18 protein-coding genes and 1 riboswitch are annotated in these 22,950 nt (G+C 71.3%); of the genes, 12 read left to right on the top strand and 6 right to left on the bottom strand.

Annotated features, from left to right (window positions below; genetic code table 11):
* Nucleotides 1–122: 122 nt before the first annotated feature.
* On the top strand, nt 123–1,217 hold the full coding sequence (locus ABZ928_RS41035; protein WP_361530723.1) for a GTP-binding protein: 1,095 nt from the start codon (nt 123–125) through the stop codon (nt 1,215–1,217).
* Here the strand turns inward: ABZ928_RS41035 and ABZ928_RS41030 are convergent.
* Complete coding sequence (locus tag ABZ928_RS41030) at nt 1,214–3,673, bottom strand: DNA topoisomerase IV subunit A (protein ID WP_361530720.1); 2,460 nt, start codon at nt 3,671–3,673, stop codon at nt 1,214–1,216. The two genes, ABZ928_RS41035 and ABZ928_RS41030, sit on opposite strands and share 4 nt — an antisense overlap.
* Before the next feature lie 314 nt (nt 3,674–3,987).
* Here ABZ928_RS41030 and ABZ928_RS41025 point away from each other — a divergent pair, with 314 nt between their 5' ends.
* From ABZ928_RS41025 to ABZ928_RS41010, 4 genes are all read left to right on the top strand, one after another.
* On the top strand, nt 3,988–5,382 hold the full coding sequence (locus ABZ928_RS41025) for a pitrilysin family protein (RefSeq protein ID WP_361530717.1): 1,395 nt from the start codon (nt 3,988–3,990) through the stop codon (nt 5,380–5,382).
* Entirely contained in the window at nt 5,379–6,767 is a 1,389-nt protein-coding gene (locus tag ABZ928_RS41020) for a pitrilysin family protein (RefSeq protein ID WP_361530714.1), read from the top strand. Before ABZ928_RS41025 ends, ABZ928_RS41020 begins: the two co-directional genes overlap by 4 nt.
* Nucleotides 6,768–6,959: 192 nt before the next feature.
* Nucleotides 6,960–7,127, top strand: a riboswitch (cyclic di-AMP (ydaO/yuaA leader).
* A 12-nt stretch (nt 7,128–7,139) separates the two neighbouring features.
* Nucleotides 7,140–7,904, top strand: coding sequence for a M23 family metallopeptidase (locus ABZ928_RS41015; RefSeq protein WP_361530711.1), 765 nt, complete (start codon nt 7,140–7,142; stop codon nt 7,902–7,904).
* A gap of 187 nt (nt 7,905–8,091) precedes the next feature.
* On the top strand, nt 8,092–8,787 hold the full coding sequence (locus tag ABZ928_RS41010; protein WP_361530708.1) for a GntR family transcriptional regulator: 696 nt from the start codon (nt 8,092–8,094) through the stop codon (nt 8,785–8,787).
* Between the two features lie 137 nt (nt 8,788–8,924).
* Here ABZ928_RS41010 and ABZ928_RS41005 read toward each other — a convergent pair whose 3' ends face one another.
* Nucleotides 8,925–9,206 carry an HPr family phosphocarrier protein gene (locus ABZ928_RS41005; RefSeq protein ID WP_013000229.1) on the bottom strand — a complete coding sequence of 94 codons (282 nt, stop codon included), beginning with the start codon at nt 9,204–9,206 and terminating at the stop codon, nt 8,925–8,927.
* A 199-nt stretch (nt 9,207–9,405) separates the two neighbouring features.
* Between ABZ928_RS41005 and ABZ928_RS41000 the strand changes: the two genes are divergently transcribed.
* The 4 genes from ABZ928_RS41000 to ABZ928_RS40985 all read left to right on the top strand — a co-directional run bounded on the left by ABZ928_RS41000 (nt 9,406) and on the right by ABZ928_RS40985 (nt 14,764).
* Complete coding sequence (locus tag ABZ928_RS41000) at nt 9,406–12,216, top strand: GNAT family N-acetyltransferase (protein ID WP_361530705.1); 2,811 nt, start codon at nt 9,406–9,408, stop codon at nt 12,214–12,216.
* 52 nt (nt 12,217–12,268) lie between these two features.
* Nucleotides 12,269–12,856 (top strand): DUF5998 family protein, encoded by a 588-nt coding sequence (locus ABZ928_RS40995; protein WP_361530702.1) that lies wholly within the window; start codon nt 12,269–12,271, stop codon nt 12,854–12,856.
* Nucleotides 12,856–14,049 carry a nucleotide pyrophosphatase/phosphodiesterase family protein gene (locus ABZ928_RS40990; protein WP_361530699.1) on the top strand — a complete coding sequence of 398 codons (1,194 nt, stop codon included), beginning with the start codon at nt 12,856–12,858 and terminating at the stop codon, nt 14,047–14,049. The genes ABZ928_RS40995 and ABZ928_RS40990 overlap by 1 nt, the downstream gene beginning before the upstream one ends.
* A 73-nt stretch (nt 14,050–14,122) precedes the next feature.
* A complete protein-coding gene (locus ABZ928_RS40985) occupies nt 14,123–14,764 on the top strand; it encodes a thymidine kinase (RefSeq protein WP_361530696.1) in 642 nt (213 codons plus the stop codon).
* A 23-nt stretch (nt 14,765–14,787) separates the two neighbouring features.
* On the opposite strand, the gene ABZ928_RS40980 is transcribed toward ABZ928_RS40985, so the two are convergent.
* On the bottom strand, nt 14,788–15,564 hold the full coding sequence (locus tag ABZ928_RS40980) for a VOC family protein (RefSeq protein WP_361530693.1): 777 nt from the start codon (nt 15,562–15,564) through the stop codon (nt 14,788–14,790).
* A gap of 297 nt (nt 15,565–15,861) precedes the next feature.
* Here ABZ928_RS40980 and ABZ928_RS40975 point away from each other — a divergent pair, with 297 nt between their 5' ends.
* Nucleotides 15,862–16,719, top strand: coding sequence for a sulfurtransferase (locus ABZ928_RS40975; protein ID WP_361530690.1), 858 nt, complete (start codon nt 15,862–15,864; stop codon nt 16,717–16,719).
* A 200-nt stretch (nt 16,720–16,919) separates the two neighbouring features.
* Here ABZ928_RS40975 and sepH read toward each other — a convergent pair whose 3' ends face one another.
* The gene (gene sepH, locus ABZ928_RS40970; protein WP_361530687.1) at nt 16,920–17,954 is read right to left on the bottom strand and encodes a septation protein SepH; all 1,035 of its coding nucleotides are present in this window, start codon (nt 17,952–17,954) and stop codon (nt 16,920–16,922) included.
* 470 nt (nt 17,955–18,424) lie between these two features.
* Here sepH and ABZ928_RS40965 point away from each other — a divergent pair, with 470 nt between their 5' ends.
* On the top strand, nt 18,425–19,183 hold the full coding sequence (locus ABZ928_RS40965) for a hypothetical protein (protein WP_361530684.1): 759 nt from the start codon (nt 18,425–18,427) through the stop codon (nt 19,181–19,183).
* On the opposite strand, the gene ABZ928_RS40960 is transcribed toward ABZ928_RS40965, so the two are convergent.
* Together ABZ928_RS40960 and ABZ928_RS40955 are read right to left on the bottom strand one after the other, a co-directional pair.
* Nucleotides 19,107–20,426, bottom strand: coding sequence for a D-arabinono-1,4-lactone oxidase (locus ABZ928_RS40960; RefSeq protein ID WP_361530681.1), 1,320 nt, complete (start codon nt 20,424–20,426; stop codon nt 19,107–19,109). The two genes, ABZ928_RS40965 and ABZ928_RS40960, sit on opposite strands and share 77 nt — an antisense overlap.
* Nucleotides 20,386–21,627, bottom strand: a complete 1,242-nt coding sequence (locus ABZ928_RS40955) for an MFS transporter (protein ID WP_361530678.1) — start codon at nt 21,625–21,627, stop codon at nt 20,386–20,388. Before ABZ928_RS40955 ends, ABZ928_RS40960 begins: the two co-directional genes overlap by 41 nt.
* A gap of 187 nt (nt 21,628–21,814) precedes the next feature.
* Here ABZ928_RS40955 and ABZ928_RS40950 point away from each other — a divergent pair, with 187 nt between their 5' ends.
* The gene (locus tag ABZ928_RS40950) at nt 21,815–22,942 is read left to right on the top strand and encodes a ferrochelatase (protein WP_361530675.1); all 1,128 of its coding nucleotides are present in this window, start codon (nt 21,815–21,817) and stop codon (nt 22,940–22,942) included.
* Nucleotides 22,943–22,950 lie beyond the last annotated feature (8 nt).

The following is a 22,950-nucleotide window of genomic DNA, read 5'->3' as shown; positions in this document are numbered from 1 at the left end:
CTGCTAACAATCGTTCACTTCGCGGTGATTCTTCCGGCTCGTATCCTGGTCCGGCATTCAATCCTCGTACGTGCGCCGGAGCCGCGATCCGGTGCGCGCACCAGCGCGAAAGAGGTCGCACGTTGAGTCAGCCGAGCGGGAGCCCCCGGCAGATCCCGGTCGTCGTCCTCGCCGGATTCCTCGGTTCCGGCAAGACCACCCTCCTCAACCACCTCCTCCACCGCAGCGGAGGCAGCCGGATCGGGGCGATCGTCAATGACTTCGGTGCCATCGAGATCGACGCCATGGCCGTCGCGGGCGCCCTCGGCGACTCCACCGTCTCGCTCGGCAACGGCTGTCTGTGCTGTGCCGTCGACGCCAGTGAACTCGACGTCTACCTCGAACGCCTCGCTGCCCCCGCCACCGGCATCGACGTGATCGTCATCGAGGCCAGCGGCCTCGCCGAACCCGAGGAACTCGTACGCATGCTGCTCGCCAGCGACTATCCGGGGATCGTCTACGGCGGACTCGTCGAGGTCGTCGACGCCGCGGAGTTCGACGACACGCGCGCCAAGCACCCCGAGATCGACCGGCATCTCGCCCTCGCCGATCTCGTCGTGGTCAACAAGCTCGACCGGGCCGCCGACGGTGCGCACGTCCTCGACCTCGTCCGGTCCCTTGTCGACCGGGCCGCTGTCGTGCCCGCCACTTACGGCCGCATCGACCCCGAGTTCCTCTTCGACTGCCGGCCCAGCGAGGAGCGGATCGGGCAGCTGTCCTTCGACGACCTGCACGAACATGGCGATGACACCCACGACGGGCATCTGCACACCGCCTACGAGAGCCTCTCCTTCGTCTCCGAAGTGCCCCTCGACCCGCGCCGCCTCATGCAGTTCCTCGACAGCCGTCCCGAAGGGCTGTACCGGATCAAGGGATACGTCGACTTCGGGCCGTACGACGTCCGGAACCGTTACGCCGTCCATGCCGTCGGGCGGTTCCTGCGCTTCTACCCGGAGCCCTGGCCGGCCGACGTGGAGCCGCGTACCCAGCTGGTGCTCATCGGGTCCGGCATCGACACGCCCGCACTCGGCAAGGAACTGGACGGGTGCAAGAGCGACGCCCCACACGCCGACGAGTACGGCATGTGGGGCGTCCTGCGCTACGTACAGGATCCCGACGAGCAGGAATCCGACGAGCAGGAATCCGACGAGCAGGAACCCGCCTACCCCGACCTCTAGACCGGCCCCGCCACCACCGAAACCGTCTTCGGCAGCGACACCCCCGAACCGTCACGGCGCGGGTCGATCTCCGGCAGCTCCGCAGGCGTGCCGTTCTTCTGTGCCGCACGGGCCGGTACGGCGCCCGCCCAGGCCAGGGACAGGCAGTCCTCGCCCTTCAGGAACCGCTGGCAGCGGACACCGCCGGTGGCGCGGCCCTTGCGCGGGTACTGGTCGAACGGGGTCAGCTTGGCCGTCGTCTGGACCGAGTCGTCGAGCGTGCCGCGCGAGCCCGCCACCGTGAAGACGACCGCGTCCACCGCCGGATCCACCGCCGTGAAGGAGATGACCTTCGCGCCGTCCGTGAGCTTGATGCCCGCCATGCCACCCGCGGGGCGGCCCTGCGGACGGACCTGGGAGGCCTGGTAGCGCAGCAGTTGCGCGTCGTCCGTGATGAAGACCAGGTCCTCCTCGCCGGTGCGCAGCTCGACCGCGCCGACGATCCGGTCGCCGTCCTTGAGGGTGATGACCTCCAACTCCTCCTTGTTGGACGGGTAGTCGGGCACCACGCGCTTCACCACACCCTGTTCCGTGCCGAGCGCCAGGCCCGGCGACGACTCGTCGAGGGTGATCAGGCAGACCAGCGTCTCGCCGTCGTCCAGCGAGACGAACTCCGATACGGGCGCCCCTCCGGCCAGGTTCGGCGCCGACACCGTCTCCGGCAGCTGAGGCAGGTCGATGACGTTGATCCGCAGCAGCCGGCCCGCCGAGGTCACCGCGCCGATCTCACCGCGCGCGGTCGCCGGCACCGCCGAGACGATCACGTCGTGCTTCACGCGCCGCCCGTCCGCGTCCTCGGGGAACGGCTCGCCGTTCGCCGTACGCGCCAGCAGTCCCGTCGAGGACAGCAGCACCCGGCACGGGTCGTCCGCCACCTGAAGCGGAACCGCGGCCGTGGGGGCGACCGCGCCCGCCTCAAGGAGGACCGTACGGCGGTCGGTGCCGAACTTCTTGGCCACCGCGGCCAGTTCGGTGGAGACCAGCTTGCGCAGCTCGGCGTCCGAGTCGAGGATCCGGGTCAGCTCCTCGATCTCCGCGTTGAGCCGGTCCTTCTCGGACTCCAGCTCGATACGGTCGTACTTGGTCAGGCGGCGCAGCGGCGTGTCGAGGATGTACTGCGTCTGGATCTCGCTCAGCGAGAAGCGCTCCATGAGGCGCTGCTTGGCCTCGGCGGAGTTGTCGCTGGAGCGGATGAGGCGGATGACCTCGTCGATGTCGACGAGCGCCGTGAGCAGGCCCTCCACCAGGTGCAGCCGGTCGCGGCGCTTGCTGCGGCGGAACTCGCTGCGGCGGCGCACGACCTCGAAACGGTGGTCGAGGTAGACCTCCAGGAGCTCCTTGAGGCCCAGCGTCAGCGGCTGACCGTCCACCAGCGCCACGTTGTTGATGCCGAAGGACTCCTCCATCGGCGTCAGCTTGTACAGCTGCTCCAGGACCGCCTCGGGCACGAAGCCGTTCTTGATCTCGATGACCAGGCGCAGTCCGTGGGCGCGGTCGGTGAGGTCCTTGACGTCGGCGATGCCCTGGATCTTCTTGGCGCCGACCAGATCCTTGATCTTGGCGATGACCTTCTCCGGGCCCACCGTGAACGGCAGCTCCGTGATGACCAGGCCCTTGCGGCGGGCCGTCACGGTCTCCACCGCCACCGTGGCACGGATCTTGAAGGTGCCGCGGCCCGTCTCGTACGCGTCCCGGATGCCGGCGAGGCCGACGATCCGGCCGCCGGTGGGCAGGTCGGGGCCCGGGACGTACTTCATCAGGGTGTCCAGATCCGCGTTCGGATAGCGGATCAGATGGCGGGCGGCCGCGATGACCTCGGAGAGGTTGTGCGGCGGCATGTTCGTCGCCATGCCGACCGCGATGCCCGACGCGCCGTTCACCAGCAGGTTCGGGAACGCGGCGGGCAGGGCCACCGGCTCCTGCTCCTGGCCGTCGTAGTTGGGCGCGAAGTCGACCGTGTCCTCGTCGATCGACTCGGTCATCAGGCTCGTCGCCTCGGCCTGCCGGCACTCGGTGTACCGCATGGCGGCCGGCGGGTCGTCGTTGCCGAGCGAGCCGAAGTTGCCGTGGCCGTCGACCAGGGGCACGCGCATGGAGAACGGCTGGGCCATGCGCACCAGGGCGTCGTAGATCGACGCGTCGCCGTGCGGGTGCAGCTTGCCCATGACCTCGCCGACCACGCGCGCGCACTTCACATAGCCGCGGTCGGGGCGCAGGCCCATCTCGTTCATCTGGTACACGATGCGGCGGTGCACCGGCTTGAGGCCGTCACGGGCGTCCGGCAGCGCACGGGAGTAGATGACCGAGTACGCGTACTCGAGGAAGGAGCCCTGCATCTCGTCGACGACGTCGATGTCGAGGATCTTCTCCTCGTACGAGTCCTCGGGCGGCGGGGTCTTCGTGCTACGGCGGGCCATCGCTGCCGGCTCCTCTTTTTCCAGTCGTTCGCCTACGGGGCGCTCCCCTTCGGCTCACTCTTGCTGAAGCGTGAACGGGATCTGACGCGACCATTGTGGACCGCGGCACTGACAACTAGGACGACGACCCGGCATCGACGGTCCCGCCCGGTGGTGAAGCGCGCCTCACGGCGGTCCGTTCGCAGGCTACGGGATCTCGCTGTCGGCGTACGACCATCGGGAACTCCACCAGCGCTCCACACGCTTGCATACAGTGGCAGGACCGGCAGAAAAACGCGGTTCCGATCAACCGCTCAGCCATCGAAGGGACGTACATGCCCATGGGTCACACGGCCACAGACCAGGCAGGCACCGGAGGCCTGACAGCAACGGAGCACCGCCTGGCCAACGGGCTGCGCGTGGTGCTCTCCGAGGACCACCTGACCCCGGTCGCGGCGGTGTGCCTCTGGTACGACGTCGGCTCGCGCCATGAAGTCAAGGGGCGTACCGGCCTGGCTCACCTCTTCGAGCATCTGATGTTCCAGGGCTCGGGCCAGGTCAAGGGCAACGGCCACTTCGAGCTCGTGCAGGGCGCGGGCGGCTCGCTCAACGGCACCACCAGCTTCGAGCGCACCAACTACTTCGAGACCATGCCCACCCACCAGCTGGAGCTCGCCCTCTGGCTGGAGGCCGACCGCATGGGCTCGCTGCTCACCGCCCTCGACGACGAGTCGATGGAGAACCAGCGGGACGTCGTCAAGAACGAGCGCCGCCAGCGCTACGACAACGTCCCCTACGGCACGGCCTTCGAGAAGCTGACCGCCCTCGCCTACCCGGAGGGCCACCCCTACCACCACACGCCGATCGGCTCGATGGCCGACCTGGACGCGGCCACGCTGGAGGACGCGCGCGCGTTCTTCCGCACGTACTACGCGCCGGGCAACGCGGTCCTGTCCGTCGTCGGCGACATCGACCCGGAGCAGACGCTCGCCTGGATCGAGAAGTACTTCGGCTCCATCCCGGCCCACGACGGCAAGCCCGCCCCGCGCGACGGCTCGCTGCCCGAGATCATGGGGAAGCAGCTGCGCGAGGTCGTCGAGGAGGAGGTCCCCGCGCGCGCGTTGATGGCGGCGTACCGGCTGCCGAACGACGGCACGCGCGCGTGCGACGCCGCCGACCTGGCGCTGACCATCCTCGGCGGCGGCGAGTCCTCCCGCATCTACAACCGGCTGGTACGGCGGGACCGTACGGCCGTCGCCGCCGGCTTCGGTCTGCTGCGGCTCGCCGGGGCGCCCTCCCTCGGCTGGCTGGACGTGAAGACGTCCGGCGACGTCGAGGTGCCGGTCATCGAGGCCGCGATCGACGAGGAGCTCGCCCGGTTCGCCGAGGCCGGCCCCACGGCCGAGGAAATGGAGCGCGCCCAGGCCCAGTTGGAGCGCGAGTGGCTGGACCGGCTCGGCACGGTCGCGGGCCGCGCCGACGAACTGTGCCGCTACGCCGTCCTGTTCGGCGACCCGCAGCTCGCCCTCACCGCCGTGAACCGGGTCCTCGAGGTGACCGCCGAGGAGGTCCAGGAGGTCGCCAAGGCCCGTCTGCGCCCCGACAACCGCGCGGTGCTGGTGTACGAACCCGTCTCCGGAGAGCCCGCGGAGGACGCGGATCCCCCGGAGGACCCCGAGGCCGAGGCCACCGTCGAAGCCGGCGACAAGAACGAGGAGGCGGCCAAGTGACCGAGCTCGCCACGATGGAATTCCACCCTCAGCCGCAGCCGGGCGAGGCCAGGCCGTGGGCCTTCCCGGCCCCCGAGCGCGGCACGCTCGACAACGGCCTGACGGTGCTGCGCTGCCACCGCCCCGGCCAGCAGGTCGTCGCCGTGGAGGTCCTCCTCGACGCCCCGCTGGACGCCGAACCGGCGGGCCTGGACGGCGTCGCCACGATCATGGCGCGGGCCTTCTCCGAGGGCACCGACAAGCACACCGCCGAGGAGTTCGCCGCCGAGCTGGAGCGGGCCGGTGCCACCCTCGACGCGCACGCCGACCACCCGGGCGTCCGTCTGAGCCTGGAAGTCCCGGCGTCCCGGCTGGCCAAGGGGCTCGGTCTGCTGGCCGACGCCCTCAGGGCGCCCGCGTTCGCGGACAGCGAGGTCGAACGCCTCGTCACCAACCGCCTCGACGAGATCCCGCACGAGCTGGCCAACCCGTCCCGCCGGGCCGCCAAGGAGCTCTCCCGGACCCTGTTCCCGGCGGACCTGCGCATGTCCCGCCCGCGCCAGGGCACCGAGGACACCGTCCGGAACATCGACTCGGCGGCCGTACGCGCCTTCTACGAGAAGCACGTCCGCCCCGCCACCGGCACCGTCGTGGTCGTCGGCGACCTCACCGGCATCGACCTCGACGCGCTGCTCGGCGACACCCTCGGCTCCTGGACCGGCTCCCCAGCCCAGCCGCGCCCGGTGCCGCCGATCACCGCCGACGACACCGGCCGTGTCGTCATCGTGGACCGCCCCGGCGCCGTCCAGACGCAGCTGCTGATCGGCCGGATCGGCGCCGACCGGCACGACCGCGTGTGGGCCGCGCAGGTGCTCGGCACCTACTGCCTCGGCGGCACCCTCACCTCCCGCCTGGACCGCGTCCTGCGCGAGGAGAAGGGCTACACCTACGGCGTGCGCTCGTTCGGGCAGGTCCTCAGGTCCGCGCCCGACGGCAGCGGTGCCGCGATGCTCGCCATCAGCGGCTCCGTCGACACCCCGAACACCGGTCCCGCCCTGGACGACCTGTGGAAGGTGCTGCGCACCCTCGCCGCGGAGGGGCTCACCGACGCCGAGCGCGACGTCGCCGTGCAGAACCTCGTCGGTGTGGCGCCGCTCAAGTACGAGACGGCGGCGGCCGTCGCGAGCACCCTGGCCGACCAGGTCGAGCAGTTCCTGCCCGACGACTACCAGGCCACGCTGTACCGGCAGCTCGCCGCGACCGGCACCGTCGAGGCCACCGCGGCGGCCGTCAACGCCTTCCCGGTGGACCGTCTGGTGACGATCCTGGTGGGCGACGCCTCCGCCATCAAGGAGCCGGTCGAGGCTCTCGGCATCGGCGAAGTCACGGTCGTCACGGCCGAGTAGCGGCACGCGCGCGTGAAGGGGCCCTGGTGACTGAAGCGTCACCAGGGCCCCTCAATGTCCGAATTGAAGGCTGGTTGCCTGTTTGCCCTGTGGGATGCGCTACAAACTGCGTCATCCGTTTGGGGATTGAAAGTGGCCCCCCTTAGCGTCGTCCGGGCTGTCCGTCAGGCACTGCGCCGCGTCCGCGGCACCGGACAGTCATCGCCGAGTCCCCGTACGGCGCGAGCCAGGGGAGCCGGGGACCCACTTGTGCAGTCCCTGGGGTGAATCGGACGCCCGCGCGTGTCGCGAGGGGGTCCGTAGGAGACCTTCCTGCTCCGAACCCGTCAGCTAACCCGGTAGGCGAGAAGGAAGGAAAGGACCAGCCACTACATGGCGTTCACGCGCGCCACCGGGAAGCACCGTGCCCCGAGCCGGATGAAGCGCTCCACCGCCCGCGCGGCGGGGATCGCGGCCCTCACCACCACCGGCGTCATCGGCACCCTCGCCGCCCCGGCCCTCGCCGCGGAGCCCGCGGCCGAGCAGACCGGCCTCATCCCGGTCATCACCATCGGCGACTCGGTCGCCGACCAGATCGACGCGCAGGCCGAGGCCCAGGAGCAGGCCGCCAAGGAGGCCGCGCAGAAGAAGGCCGAGGAGGCCGCGCGCAAGAAGGCCGCCGCCAAGGCCGAGAAGGAGCGCAAGGCCAAGGAGCGCGCCGCCCGCGCGGCCGCCGAGCGCAAGCGCCTCAACAGCTACGTCGCCCCGATCTCGGGCTCGTACATCTCCACCGGCTACAAGGCGGGCGGCGCCGTCTGGTCCTCCGGCAGCCACACCGGCGTCGACTTCCACGCGGCCAGCGGCACCTCCGTCCACGCGGTCGGCTCCGGCACCGTCGTGGAGGCGGGCTGGGGCGGTTCGTACGGCAACAACATCGTGATCAAGATGAACGACGGCACGTACACCCAGTACGGCCACCTGTCGTCCATCGGCGTCTCGGTGGGCCAGACGGTCACCCCGGGCCAGCAGATCGGCCTCTCCGGCGCGACCGGCAACGTCACCGGACCGCATCTGCACTTCGAGGCCCGCACGACCGCGGAGTACGGCTCGGACATCGACCCCGTCGCCTACCTGCGCTCGCACGGCGTGAACGTCTGACGACGGACCGCAAGATCTTCTGGAACCCCGGCTCATCGAGCCGGGGTTTCGCCGTTTCCGTCCCTCTGCTGTCCAAAAAATATCCATGGATTCCGGTCCGCCATCGGAAATTCCCGCTCTTTGCAATAGAGTCACTGAACACACGTCAATCGTCGACGTTTCACGGGGATTAAAGCGGAGGTCGGTCATGCGTATTCCGGCGCACTCGGTATGCACCGCGATCAGGGACGACATCGTCGCCGGTGTCTACGAGCGCGGGAGCCGCCTCACCGAGGAACTCCTCGCCCGCCGCTACGGCGTCTCCCGTGTCCCCGTCCGGGAGGCGCTGCGCACCTTGGAGGCCGAGGGCTTCGTGGTGACGCGGCGGCACGCGGGCGCGTGCGTGGCCGAACCGACCGAGCAGGAGGCCGCCGACCTCCTGGAGATGCGGATGCTCCTGGAGCCCCTGGGGGCCTCCCGGGCCGCCCAGCGGCGCACCGAGGCCCATCTGAAGGTGCTGCGCGGGCTGGTCAGGCTGGGCCAGGAGCGGGCCAGGCGGGGCAACAGCGACGATCTGCGGTCCCTGGGGGGCTGGTTCCACGAGACGCTGGCCCAGGCCTCCGGCAGCCCCGCGCTGACTTCGATGCTGACCCAGCTGCGGCACAAGATCTCCTGGATGTACGCCGTGGAGGCGCCCGCCAACCCCGTCGAGTCCTGGGCGGAGCACGGCGCGATCGTGGACGCGGTGGCGCGCGGCGACGGGGAGCGCGCGCGGGCGGTCACGGCCCTGCACACCGAGCGCTCGACGGTCGCGCACCGGCTCCGTTTCGGCAGTGCGGGAGAGCGCCCGGAGCGTGTGAGGAACTCGCAACATCCCGTAAACATGCCGAGCCTGCGGCATTAACACGAGGGCCGTATACAAAGAGGAAGTAATTCGCGGGAGATTATTTCCGCTGCCCGCCGACAGGAAATGCAAAGGGCCCGCCCGATAAACTCGGACGAGCCCTTCAGTGGTGCCGTGATTCAGTCGGCGCCGGTAATTCAGACGGTCTCGGGAAGCTCCTCGAGCCCCTCGGCGACCAGCTTCGCCAGCCGGTCGAGGGCGGCGTCCGCACCCTCGGCGTCGGAGGCGAGGACGATCTCCTCGCCGCCCTGGGCGCCCAGACCCAGGACCGCGAGCATGGAGGCCGCGTTGACGGGGTTGCCGTCGGCCTTGGCGATCGTCACGGGGATACCGGAGGCCGTGGTGGCCCGGACGAAGATGGAAGCGGGGCGGGCGTGGAGGCCCTCGGCCCAGCCGACGTTGACGCGGCGCTCAGCCATGTGATGCTGCCCTTCGGTGTTCAGGGTTGTCTAGACCAGTTTCCCACACGTGAAGTGTCTCCGGAGCGGTCCCTTGGTCCCGTCCGGGGTGAGTCGTCGGACCGCGGCCTCGGTCCGACTTCCGTCCTCTTGAGATGGTCGTGCGTTCTCCACAGACTGCCTCGCGCCGTTGTCGTACGCGAGCCGTAATCTGGGGCCCATGCAGACCTCGCCGGACCGGCACGAGTACCCCGCGCACTGGGAAGCCGACGTGGTGCTGCGCGACGGCGGCACCGCGCGCATCCGCCCCATCACCGTTGATGACGCCGAGCGCCTGGTCAGCTTCTACGAGCAGGTGTCGGACGAGTCGAAGTACTACCGCTTCTTCGCGCCCTACCCTCGCCTGTCCGCCAAGGACGTCCACCGCTTCACGCACCACGACTTTGTGGACCGGGTGGGACTCGCCGCCACGGTCGGAGGCGAGTTCATCGCCACCGTACGCTACGACCGCATCGGCACCGACGGAATGCCCGCGTCCGCACCCGCCGACGAGGCCGAGGTCGCCTTCCTCGTGCAGGACGCCCACCAGGGCCGGGGCGTCGCCTCCGCCCTCCTCGAACACATCGGCGCTGTCGCCCGCGAGCGCGGCATCCGCCGGTTCGCCGCCGAGGTGCTGCCCGCCAACAACAAGATGATCAAGGTGTTCACGGACGCCGGGTACACCCAGAAGCGCAGCTTCGAGGACGGCGTCGTCCGCCTGGAGTTCGACCTGGAGCCCACCGACCGCTCGATGGCCGTGCAGTACGCGCGCGAACAGCGCGCGGAGGGGCGGTCCGTGGAGCGGCTCCTCAAGCCGGGCTCGGTCGCGGTCGTCGGCGTCGGCCGCACCCCCGGCGGGGTGGGTCGCAGCATCCTCGACAACATCCGGGACGCCGGTTTCACCGGCCGCCTGTACGCCGTGAACAAGGCCTTCACCGACAAGGAGATCGACGGCGTCCCGGCGCACCGCTCGGTCCGCGACATCGAGGGCCCCGTCGACCTCGCGGTCGTCGCCGTGCCCGCCGAACACGTCCCCCAGGTCGTCACCGAGTGCGGCGAGCACGGAGTGCAGGGACTCGTCGTGATCTCCGCCGGGTACGCCGAGAGCGGGCCCGAGGGACGCGAGCGCCAGCGTGAACTCGTGCGGCACGCGCGCGCGTACGGCATGCGGATCATCGGGCCCAACGCCTTCGGGATCATCAACACCAACCCCGACGTGCGGCTCAACGCCTCCCTGGCCAACGAGACGCCCCGCCCCGGCCGCATCGGCCTGTTCGCCCAGTCCGGCGCCATCGGCATCGCCCTGCTGTCCCGGCTGCACCGACGCGGCGGCGGGGTCACCGGGACCACGGGCGTCTCCACCTTCGTCTCCTCCGGCAACCGCGCGGACGTCTCCGGCAACGACGTCCTCCAGTACTGGTACGACGACCCGGACACCGACGTCGTCCTCATGTACCTGGAGTCCATCGGCAACCCCCGCAAGTTCACCCGCCTCGCCCGCCGCACCGCCGCCGCCAAGCCCCTGGTCGTCGTCCAGGGCGCCGGCTCCGCACCCCAGGGCCACGCCGTACGCGCCACGCGGCTGCCGCACTCCACGGTGTCCGCGCTGCTCAGGCAGGCCGGCGTGATCCGCGTGAACACCATCACCGAGCTCGTCGACACCGGCCTGCTGCTCGCCCGGCAGCCCCTCCCGGGCGGCCCGCGCGTGGCGATCGTCGGCAACTCCGAGTCCCTGGGCCTGCTGACCTACGACGCGTGCCTCTCCGAGGGGCTCCGGCCGCTGCCCCCGCGGGACCTGACGACGGCCGCCTCGCCCGCGGACTTCCACACGGCCCTGTCGCGCGCGCTGGCCGACGACACCTGCGACGCGGTTGTCGTCACCGCGATCCCGACCGTGGGCGAGGGCTCCGCCGGGGACGCCGCGCTCGCCGAGGCGCTCAGGTCGGCGGCCGAGCGGACGCCGGGCAAGCCCGTCCTGGTGGTCCACGTCGAGCTGGGCGGACTCGCGGAGGCACTGTCCGCCGCCACCAGCACGGCACCGCAGGCCACCACCCCGAGCGCCTCCCACCCCTTCCGCGCCCTGGACCGCCTCGCCGCCAAGCCGGCCGAGGAGGCGCCCCGCAACTGCTCCCGCCTCATCCCCGCCTACCCCGCCGCCGAACGCGCCGTCCGCGCCCTCGGCGAAGCCGTGAAGTACGCCCAGTGGCGCCGCGAGGCCGCCGAGCCCGGCAAGGTGCCCGAGTTCGAGGACATCGACGAGAAGGGCGCCGCCGGACTGATCGACGGCCTCCTCACGCGCGGACAGGGCCTCACCCTCGGCACCGACGAGACCTGCGAACTCCTCGGCAAGTACGGCGTCCAGGTGCACCGCGCCCTGCCCGCCCCGACCCTCGACGCGGCCGCACAGGCCGCCCGCACCCTCGGCTACCCCGTCGCCCTCAAGGCCACCGCCCCGCACCTCAGGCACCGCGCCGACCTGGGCGGCGTACGCCTCGACCTCGCGGACGAGGAACAACTGCGGCGCGCGTACACCGAGTTGTGCGAGCTGTTCGGGGCGCCCGAGGAACTGCGCCCGGTCGTGCAGCGGATGGCGCCACGCGGCGTGGACACCGTCGTACGGGCCGTCATCGACCCCGCCGCCGGCGCCGTGCTCTCCTTCGGGCTCGCCGGGGCCGCCTCCCAGCTGCTCGGGGACACGGCGCACCGGCTGATACCGGTCACCGACCGCGAGGCGACCTCACTGGTCCGCTCGATCCGGACGGCACCGCTCCTGTTCGGCTGGAGAGGATCCGCGCCGGTCGACACCGCGGCGCTGGAGGAACTGCTGCTGCGGGTCTCGCGTCTCGTCGACGACCATCCCGAGGTCGTCGCGGTGACCCTGGAGCCGGTCGTCGTCGCCCCGTACGGGCTGAGCGTCCTCGGCGCGTCCGTGCGTCTGGCGCCGCCGCCCGCCCGCGACGACCTCGGCCCACGGACGCTGCCGGCGTACTGAGACACCCCTGATCGGTGCCTCGCAGTCAGTGGTCCCCCGTAGGATGGGGGTCATGGCCAAGACCAGTACGACGACCCAGGGGCTGCGAGCGGCGATCGAACGCAGCGGCTACTACCCGGCCCTCGTGGCCGAGGCGGTGGAGGCCGCCGTCGGCGGCGACTCCATCCGGTCGTACCTGGTCCACCAGGAGACGACGTTCGACCAGAACGAGGTGCGGCGGCACGTGACCGTGCTGGTCCTCACCGGCACCCGCTTCATCGTCAGCCACACCGACGAGCAGGCCGCCGACAGCACGTCCCCGACGCCGTACGCCACGACCTCCACCGAGTCCGTCAAGCTCGGCCGGATCTCGTCGGTCGTGCTCAGCCGGGTGGTCGCCAACCCCGAGCAGTACCAGCCCGGCACCCTGCCCCGCGAGGTCGTCCTGACGATCGGCTGGGGCGCGGTCTCCCGTATCGACCTGGAGCCGGCCGCCTGCGGCGACCCCAACTGCGAGGCCGACCACGGCTACACGGGCAACTCCACCGCCGACGACCTCAGCCTCCGCGTCAGCGAGGCCGGGGACGGCCCGGAGACGGTCCGGCAGGCCCTCGCCTTCGCCCAGGCCCTCTCCGAGGCGACCGCGGACGTCACCCGCTGATGTCCCAGCCCACCACCTGGGACCCCCACCCCGAACCCCTGGCCGTCGACTCCGCCCCGCTCCCCGAGTACGGCAGCGGCTCCCTCGCCGACCTCCTGCCCACCCTGGCCGCGGGCATGGACGTACCCGGCACGACCGCCACGATCACCGAGCTGACCCCCGCCGACCGGAACTGCGTGTTCCTGATCGACGGACTCGGCTGGGAGCAGCTGAAGGCACACCCGGACGAGGCGCCCTTCCTCGCCTCCCTGCTGGCTAGCTCGCGCGGCGGCACCGGCCGCCCGCTGACCGCCGGCTACCCGGCGACCACCGCGACCTCCCTCGCCTCCGTCGGCACCGGTCTGCCGCCCGGCGCGCACGGACTGCCCGGCTACACCGTGCGCAACCCGGACACCGACGAGCTGATGAACCAGCTGCGCTGGCAGCCCTGGACCCAGCCGCGCACCTGGCAGCCGTACCCCACGGTCTTCCAGCTCGCCCACGACGCGGGCGTGCACGCGGCGCAGGTGTCCTCGCCGACCTTCGAGAACACCCCGCTGACGAAGGTCGCGCTCAGCGGCGGCAGGTTCCTCGGCCGGCTGTCCGGCGAGGACCGCATGGACCTGGCCGCCGAGCAACTGGCCGCCGGCGACCGGTCGCTGGTCTACACGTACTACGCCGAACTCGACGGCGCCGGCCACCGCTTCGGCGTCGACTCCGACACCTGGCGCGGCCAGCTCATGCACGTGGACCGCCTGGTGCAGCGCCTCGCCGAGCAGCTGCCGCCGCGCAGCGCGCTGTACGTCACCGCGGACCACGGCATGGTCGACATCCCCTTCGACGAGCAGCACCGCATCGACTTCGACGAGGACTGGGAACTGCGCGCGGGCGTGGCCCTGCTGGGCGGCGAGGGCCGGGCCCGCCATGTGTACGCCGTCCCCGGCGCCGAGAACGACGTACTGACCTGCTGGCGCGAGGTGCTCGGCGAGCAGTTCTGGGTGGCCTCGCGGGACGAGGCGATCGCGGCGGGCTGGTTCGGGCCGCGGGTCGACGACCGGGTGTACGCGCGCCTCGGCGATGTCGTCGCGGCCGCGCGGGACGACGTCCTGATCATCGCGTCCGAGCGGGAGCCGAAGGAGTCGGCGATGGTCGGCAACCACGGCTCCATGACCCCCGCGGAGCAGCTGGTCCCGCTGCTCGAAGTACGCTCCTGAAGTCTTCTGAAGCCCTTGCCGTTCCCGAAGTCCCGCCCGTCGCTCCCCCTCGCCGAAAGGTGCTCAACTCCCCATGCCCGAGCTGGTGTTCTTCTCCGGAACCATGGACTGCGGGAAGTCGACCCTGGCTCTCCAGATCGAGCACAACCGCTCCGCGCGCGGCCTGCAGGGCATGATCTTCACGCGTGACGACCGCGCGGGCGAGGGCAAGCTGTCCTCCCGCCTCGGCCTGGTCACGGACGCGGTCGAGGTCGAGGACGGCCAGGACCTCTACGTCTACCTGGTCGACCACCTCTCCCAGGGCGGCCGCGCGGACTACGTCATCGCCGACGAGGCCCAGTTCCTGGCGCCGGAACAGATCGACCAGCTCGCGCGCGTCGTCGACGACCTCGGCCTCGACGTCTACGCCTTCGGCATCACGACCGACTTCCGCTCCAAGCTCTTCCCGGGTTCCCAGCGGCTGGTGGAGCTGGCCGACAGGGTCGAGGTCCTCCAGGTCGAGGCCCTGTGCTGGTGCGGCGCTCGCGCGACACACAACGCCCGCACGATAGGCGGCGAGATGGTCGTCGAGGGCGCCCAGGTGGTGGTCGGCGACGTCAACCAGGCGGACGCCATCGGCTACGAGGTCCTGTGCCGCCGCCACCACCGCCGCAGGATGACCGCGGCCACGTCGAAAGCCGCGGCACTGTCACCCGACGTGCTGCCCGTGTCCTAGAGACCCGGACGCAGAGCCGCGCCTCAGCGCGGTCCCTGTACCAGCGAGAAGCGTGCCCCCTCCGGATCCGCCACCGTCGCCACGCGGCCGTGGGGGCTGTCGTGGGCCGGGGTGAGGATGTGGCCGCCGAGGGCGGTGACGCGGTGGAGGGTCTCGTCGGTGTCGGCGACCTCGAAGTACGTCATCCAGTGCGGACCCCGGTCGCGGGGCAGGGAGTTGCCGACGCCGTGGATGCCGGCGACGGGGTGGCCGGCGACGTGGAGGGTGACGTAGTCGATGTCGGCGGAGACGACCGGTTCCTCCTCGTAGGCGAAGACGGTTTCGTAGAACTTGGCGACGCTTTCCGACTCGAAGGTGAGCAACTCGTGCCAGGCGGGAGTGCCTGCGACCCCGGCGATGCCCGTGCCGCGGTGGGCGCCCGCCTGCCAGACGCCGAAGACCGCGCCCGCGGGGTCCGAGCCGATGGCCAGGCGGCCCGCCTCGTCCGCGTCCAGGGGGCCCACCCCGATCGTGCCGCCGCACAGCCGTACCGTCTCCGCGGTCAGGTCCACGTCGTCCGAGGCGAGGTAGGGCGTCCAGGCGACGGGGAGGTGGCGGTCGGGCGGGAGTTGGCCGATACCGGCGACCTCCTGGCCGTCCAGGAGCGCCCGGACGTAGGGGCCGAGCTGCTGAGGGCCGGGTTGGAATTCCCAACCGAACAGGTCGCCGTAGAAGTCCTGGGTCGCGGTCAGTCCGTGCACCATCAGGCTCACCCAGCAGGGCGTGCCGGGCGCGTGCCGAGTGTGCGTCTCGCCGGTCATCGTCACTCTCTCCTCGACCCCTTGCGGCGGCCGTGTCACCACCGCACTCCGGAACCCCGTGCCGATGCTCGCACCACCCGTGGCGCGGCGCGCTCCGGGCGCGCCGCCGCTCGATGTCCCATGTCCGCAGAATGCCCGGTGTGCGGTTTCCCGTCCGTTTCTGCATGATTGCCGACGGGTGTCGATCGGCTGTACAGCATGTGCCCGATCCCGTACGCCTCGTGATCGGACCTGCCCGGCCTGGCAGAGTAGCCGGACATGGACGAAGCGGCCACCCCGTGCGCGAGGATGGGGGCCATGAACGCCATCATCTCCGCATCCGAACTCGCGAGCGCCCTGGTGGGGGAGCACCCGCCCGTTCTGCTCGACGTCCGCTGGCAGTTGAGCGTGGCCAAAGCGGCCGGTGAGCCGCCCTTCGACGGCCGGGCCGAGTACGCGGCCGGGCACATCCCCGGCGCGGTCTTCGTCGACCTGGACAGGGAACTCGCCTCCGCCGCCGGCGTGGGCGGCCGGCATCCGCTCCCCGATGTCGCGGAGTTCGGCGCCGCGATGCGCCGGGCGGGGGTGTCGGCCGGGACTCCGGTGGTCGTGTACGACGGCGGGCAGGGCTGGGCGGCCGCCCGCGCGTGGTGGCTGCTGCGCTGGACGGGTCACCCGGACGTGCGGGTCCTCGACGGCGGGTTGCCGGCCTGGGAGGGGGCGCTTCAGTCGTCTCTCCCCGGCCCCGCGCTCGCCGAGGGCGACTTCGAACCGGCCCCGGGAGCCGTGGGGTTGCTCGACGCGGACGCCGCGGCGGGGCTGGCGCGGTCCGGGGTGCTGCTCGACGCGCGCGCGGGGGAGCGGTACCGGGGTGAGGTCGAGCCGATCGACCGGGTCGGCGGCCACATCCCGGGCGCCGTGTCCGCGCCCACGAACGAGAACGTGGGGCCGGACGGGCGCTTCCTCCCGGCGGAGGAGCTGGGGGCGCGGTTCAAGGCCCTCGGGGCGAGCGACGGTTCCGAGGTCGGCGTGTACTGCGGGTCGGGCGTCTCCGGTGCGCACGAGGTGCTGGCGCTGGCGGTGGCCGGGATTCCGGCTTCCCTGTACGTCGGTTCGTGGTCGGAGTGGTCGTCGGACCCGTCCCGGCCGGTCGCCGTGGGGCCGGATCCGCAGTAGCCCGGCGTGGGGGCCGGGTGAGGGTGGGGCGCGCGGCCCGGCGCTGACGGGATGCCTCCCCCAGAGGGGGACCCCCAGCGCCCACCCGTGCCGCCCCAGGCGGCACGCATGTCCGCCGGCTGAGCAGAGAAAGGGCCCGCTGCCGTTGACCGGCGCGGGCCCTCATCCTCGTACGGCCGTCTCCACAACCGTACGACCGACTACTCCTGCTTCTTCCGCCGCGTCCCGAACACGATCTCGTCCCAGCTCGGGACCGCCGCGCGGCGGCCGGGGCGGACGCCGTCGGCCTCGGCCTGGCGGTCGGTGGAGCCGATGAGGCGGTCGCGGTGGCTGCCGACGGAGCGGGGCATGAGGACGTCCGCGTAGGCGGAGCCGGCCGAGGCCGCCGGGGCGGGGGGTTCCTCCTCCGCCGGTTCGGCGGGCGGTTCCTCCACCGGGGCGGAGGGCTCCGACGGGCGTTCCGGGACCACCAGGTCGCCCCGGAAGCTCGGGACCGCCTCCAGCAGGCTGGTCAGCGAGTCGCGCTCGGCCGTGGCCTCCTCGGCCGGCTCGGGAGTCGGCGCGGGCAGGCTCGGCCGGTCGAGGGCGCGGTCCAGCGGCCGGTCGCGCGGCAGCCGGGCGATCCGCGGAACGAACGGAAAGCTGGGCTCCGGCGCGGCGAGGTCGTCGGACTCGCCGATCAGCGAGCGGGCCTCCTCGTCGACGGCCTGGACGAGCCGCCGGGGCGGGTCGTAGGTCCAGCTCGCCGAGTGGGGTTCGCCCGCGACCCGGTAGACCAGCAGGACCTCCCAGGTGCCGTCGTCGCGGCGCCAGGAGTCCCACTGGACGGTGTCCTTCTCGGCGCCGCGCAGCAGCAGTCGCTCCTGGACGGCCTCGCCGAGCTGCGGACCGGCGTTCTCACCGGGCCGGCGGACGGGTGTCTTGCGGGCCCGCTCGGCCATGAACGCGCGCTCGGCGAGGACGGGGCCCTCGAAGCGGCGTACGCGGTCGACGGGGATGCCGGCGAGCTGTGCGACCTCTTCGGCCGACGCACCGGCGCGTATACGTGCCTGAATGTCGCGGGGGCGGAGATGACTCTCCACCTCGATCTCGATCTGGCCGAGGCGGGGACGGTCGCCGCGAACCGCGGCGCGCAGACGCTCATCGATCGGAAGCGTGTACTCCGTGCTGTCCGCAGCCTTCAGCACCAGCCGTGTGCCGTCATTCGAGACGGCCACGACACGCAGTTCGGGCATGGGGACCTCCCGGGTGGTGCCTGCCGACGTCACGTGCGTCGCTGCTTCCGCTAGTCGAGTGTGGCCTGCCCGGGTGCAGCCTGCCACAACCTTGCCGAGTTGCCCGGCGTGTCGGGCCGGGGCCCTGGATCGCCGTTATGGCACGGTTATCTATTCGCAACGCTAAGTGACCAACTCCGTCACCCTGTGCAACTAGCCCCCTCCAGGCGGCCCTTGAGGTCATGGACGCCCAGGCGGGAGACCGGACCCAGGGTTCGCAACAGTACTCCATTTGGGCCACGTGCGTGGATTGGCACGCCGCTCAACTTCCTGCAAGAGATGCAACTTGGCCGTCCCTGACGCGGAATTGCGGATCTTGAACGTGGCGTACTTCACGGAATCACCAGAAACGGAACTATTGGTTTCGCGCATACGTCCTTTTCTCGTGCAGTTGGTTGATCAAGTGCGGGAAAGGCAGGCAAGGCACCGGAATGCGTGAAAGGCCCGATGTCAGGGAAAAGCGGATCGATCTGAACCTGCCGCAGGTGGCGGGCGGAGCGGTGGCCGCCGTGGTGGCGGCCAAACTCGCCTCCTACTTCGGGGTCTACGGCACGATCCTCGGCGCCGGTCTCGTCAGCGTGATCGCCACCTGCGGGGGCTCCGTCTTCCAGCACTTCTTCAGGCGCACCGGGGAGCAGCTCCGGGAGGCGACGGTGCCCGCCAAGGCGCAGCCCGCGGAACAGCCGCCCCCTCCGGGGGAGTTCACGGAGGGCACGGTCTACCGAGCACGGGTCAGGGGCTGGAAGCGCCCGGTCCTCGCCGCGGCCCTCGTCTTCGGCCTCACCATGGGCGGGATCACCGCGTACGAACTGGTCTCCGGCAGCAGCTTCAGCGGCGGCGACGGCACCACGGTCAGCGGTGCCGTCACCGGCCACGACTCCTCGTCGTCCTCGAACTCCGGTGACGACACTCCCACTTCGACCGGCTCGGCCACCCCGTCCGCCACGGCCGACGGCGCCGATGGCGCCACGCCGTCGGCCAGCGCCTCTTCGGACAGCGGTACGGCGTCCAGCGCGACGCCGACTCCCAGCGCCTCGGACGACAGCGGCGACAGCGGCGACAGTGGGGACAGTGGGGAGACGCCGTCCGCCACGCCCAGCGAGTCGTCCGGCGCTACGAGCCCAACACCCGCCGCAAGTAGTCGTTCTGGAACCGCCGGTCAGGATCAAGACGATCCCTCAGGGCAGTGAACTCGCCGAAGCGCGGGTAGACGCCCTCGAAGTACTCGGCGTCGCGCGTGTGCACCTTGCCCCAGTGCGGCCGCCCCTCGTGCGCGGTGAAGATCCGCTCGGCGGCGGTGAAGTACGCCTGATAGGGCGTGCCCTTGACCATGTGGACGGCGATGTACGCGCTGTCGCGCCCCGACGCCGTGGACAGGGTGATGTCGTCGGCCGGCGCGGTGCGCACCTCGACCGGGAAGCTGACCCTGAGGCCGGAGCGCTCGACCATGGTCCTCAGTTCGCGCAGCGTCTCGATGACGGCCTCGCGCGGAACGGCGTACTCCATCTCCACGAAGCGCACCCGGCGCGGTGATGTGAAGACCTTGTAGGGGATGTCGGTGTAGGTCCGCGCGGACAGGGCCTTGCTGGAGATCCGGGCGATCGACGGGATCGTCCCGGGCGCCGCGCGGCCCACCCACTGGGCGACCTGGAAGACGCCGTTGGAGAGGAACTCGTCCTCGATCCAGCCCTGGAGCTGCGGGACCGGCTTCTCGGGGCCCGCGCTGCGGTTGTTGCGCTTGGTGTTGGTGCTGCCGGTGTGCGGGAACCAGTAGAACTCGAAGTGCTCGTTCTCGGCCCAGAGCTCGTCGAAGTCGGCGAGGACCTTGTCGATCGGCATCGGCTCCTCGCGCGCGGTGAGCAGGAAGACCGGCTCCACGGCGAAGGTGATCGCGGTGACGATGCCGAGGGCGCCCAGGCCGATCCGGGCGGCCGCGAAGACCTCGGGATTCTCCTTCTCGGAGCAGCTGAGCACCGAGCCGTCGGCGGTGACCAGCTCCAGGCCCTTGATCTGGGCGGCGATCGAGCCGGACTCGCGGCCGGTGCCGTGGGTGCCGGTGCTGGTCGCGCCGGAGACGGTCTGCTCCATGATGTCGCCCATGTTGGTGAGCGACAGACCCTCCCGCGCGAGCGCCATGTTGAGCCTCTTGAGCGGGGTGCCGGCCTCGACCGTGACCGTCATGGCATCGCGATCAATGTTGCGGATACCGGTCAACAGTTGAGGGCGGATCAATACACCGTCGGTCGCGGCGATCGACGTGAAGGAGTGGCCGGTGCCGACGGCCTTCACCTTCAGACCGTCCTCGGCCGCCTTCCGTACGGCGTCGGCGAGCTCCTCGACCGAGGCGGGAGTGACCTCCCGCGCGGGACGAGCGGAGACGTTTCCGCCCCAGTTACGCCACGTGCCGTTCTTCCCGCTCGCTGTGCTGCTCAACGGTGCCTCCCCGACCCGTAGCCGGCCCCTTGAGCCGGCGGTACCCCAGGAAACCGACCGTGACCGCGACGGCCCCGGACACCGCCGGAACCCCGTACCCGGCGCGCGCTCCGGCCGCGTCGATGACCCAGCCGGACACGGAGGAGCCGAGCGCGACCCCGACGGCGAGCCCGGTACTGATCCAGGTCATGCCCTCGGTCAGCTGCGCGCGTGGTACGTGCTGCTCGATGAGGGACATCGTGGTGATCATCGTGGGAGCGATGGCCAGACCCGCTACGAACAACGCCGCGGCCAGAAACGGCAAGTTTCCGACCAGTAGGAGGGGGATCATACTCACGGCCATCGCGCATATGCCCAGCAGCCAGCGAGGTTCGGGCGCCCCCTTGAAGCGCAGCAGCCCGAACACGATGCCCGCCGCGCACGAGCCCGCCGCGTACAGGGCGAGCACGACGCTCGCGGCGCCCTTGTGGCCCCGCTCGTCCGCGAAGGCCACGGTGACCACGTCCACGGCCCCGAAGATGGCCCCGGTCGCCACGAAGGTGGCCACCAGGACCTGGAGCCCGGGGGAGCGCAGCGCGCTGCCGCCGTCGCGGTGGCGCTCGCGCGGGTGCGGCGCGGGCTCGGTGGCGCGCTGGGCGGTCAGCCAGAAGACCCCGGCCGCCAGGAAGCAGGCGGCGAGCAGCGGCCCCGCCTCCGGGAACCAGGCCGTGGACAGCCCGATCGAGATGATCGGCCCGAAGATGAAGCAGATCTCGTCGACCACCGACTCGAACGAGTACGCGGTGTGCAGCCGAGGCGTCCCCCGGTACAGCTCCGCCCACCGCGCGCGGATCATCGCGCCGATGCTGGGCACGCACCCGATGCCCGCGCTGAACACGAACAGCGTCCAGTCCGGCCACCCGTAGTGCGCGGCGAACAGCAGCCCGGCCGCCGCGGTGAGCGCGATGAGCGTCGCCGGCCGCAGCACCCGGCGCTGCCCGTGCTGGTCGACCAGCCGCGAGACCTGCGGCCCCGCCACGGCGGCGGCCAGCGCGATGGTGGCGGACAGCGCGCCCGCCAGGCCGTACCGCCCGGTCAGCTGCGACACCATGGTCACCACGCCGATGCCCATCATCGACAGCGGCATCCGGCCGAGGAACCCCGCGGCGGAGAAGCCCTTGCTGCCGGGGGCGGCGAACAGGGCGAGGTAGGGGCTCGGCACGGGGGTCTCCGGTCGGACGGGGTCGGCTGCGGGCGCGGATGCGGTGCCGACAGTCCAGTAAGGCGTGAATGCGGCGGATACAGCTTACGAGTTAGGTGACCCTAATGCACCTGGCGGGCCGGTTCCGGAACTCCGTCCGTCACCCCGCCGTTTCCCGCCTGTCAGTACCGGATGACAGGATCGACCCATGCGAGACGCGCTCGATGCCACCCCCTACGACGCCCTGCTCCTGCTCTCGTTCGGCGGCCCGGAGGGCCCGGACGACGTCGTCCCGTTCCTGGAGAACGTGACGCGCGGGCGAGGCATCCCCAAGGAACGCCTGAAGGAAGTCGGGCAGCACTACTTCCTCTTCGGCGGGGTCAGCCCCATCAACGACCAGAACCGCGCCCTGCTGGACGCCCTGCGCAAGGACTTCGCCGACCACGGCCTGGACCTGCCGATCTACTGGGGCAACCGCAACTGGGCGCCGTACCTGACGGACACCCTGCGCGAGATGGTCGCCGACGGCCGGCGCCGCATCCTGGTCCTCGCCACGAGCGCGTTCGCCTCGTACTCGGGCTGCCGCCAGTACCGCGAGAACCTCGCCGACTCGCTCGCGGCGCTGGAGGCCGAGGGCGTCGAGCTGCCGAAGATCGACAAGCTGCGGCACTACTTCAACCACGAGGGCTTCCTGGAGCCCATGACCGAGGGCGTCCTCCAGTCCCTCGCCGACCTCCCCGAGGACGTCCGGGACGGCGCGCACATCGCCTTCTCGACCCACTCCATCCCGAACGCGTCGGCGGACACCTCGGGGCCGGTCGAGGACCACGGCGACGGCGGAGCGTACGTGGAGCAGCACCTGGAGGTGGCGCGGCTGATCGCCGAGGCGGTGCGCGAGCGCACCGGCGCCGACCACCCCTGGCGGCTCGTCTACCAGTCCCGCTCCGGCGCCCCGCACATCCCGTGGCTGGAGCCGGACATCTGCGACCACCTGGAGGAGCGCCACGAGGCGGGCGTCCCCGCGGTCGTGATCGCCCCCATCGGCTTCGTCTCCGACCACATGGAGGTCCTCTACGACCTCGACACGGAGGCCAAGGCCAAGGCCGAGGAGCTGGGCCTGCCGATGCGGCGCTCCGCCACGGTCGGCGCCGACCCGCGGTTCGCGGCGGCCGTCCGCGACCTGGTCCTGGAGCGCGCCGCCGTCGAGCGCGGCCAGGAGGTCACGCCCTGCGCCCTGGGCGCCCTGGGGGCGAGCCACAACCTCTGCCCGGTCGGCTGCTGCCCGGCCCGCGCCCCCCGCCCCGCCGCCGCGGGCGTCGACAGCCCCTACGCGTGAGGAGCCCC

The sequence above is a fragment of the Streptomyces sp. NPDC046909 genome (assembly GCF_040644695.1).
In the GTDB taxonomy this organism is placed as follows: domain Bacteria; phylum Actinomycetota; class Actinomycetes; order Streptomycetales; family Streptomycetaceae; genus Streptomyces.
The sequence above is the reverse complement of the archived record's forward strand: the minus strand, read 5'-3'. Positions and strand labels throughout refer to the sequence as shown.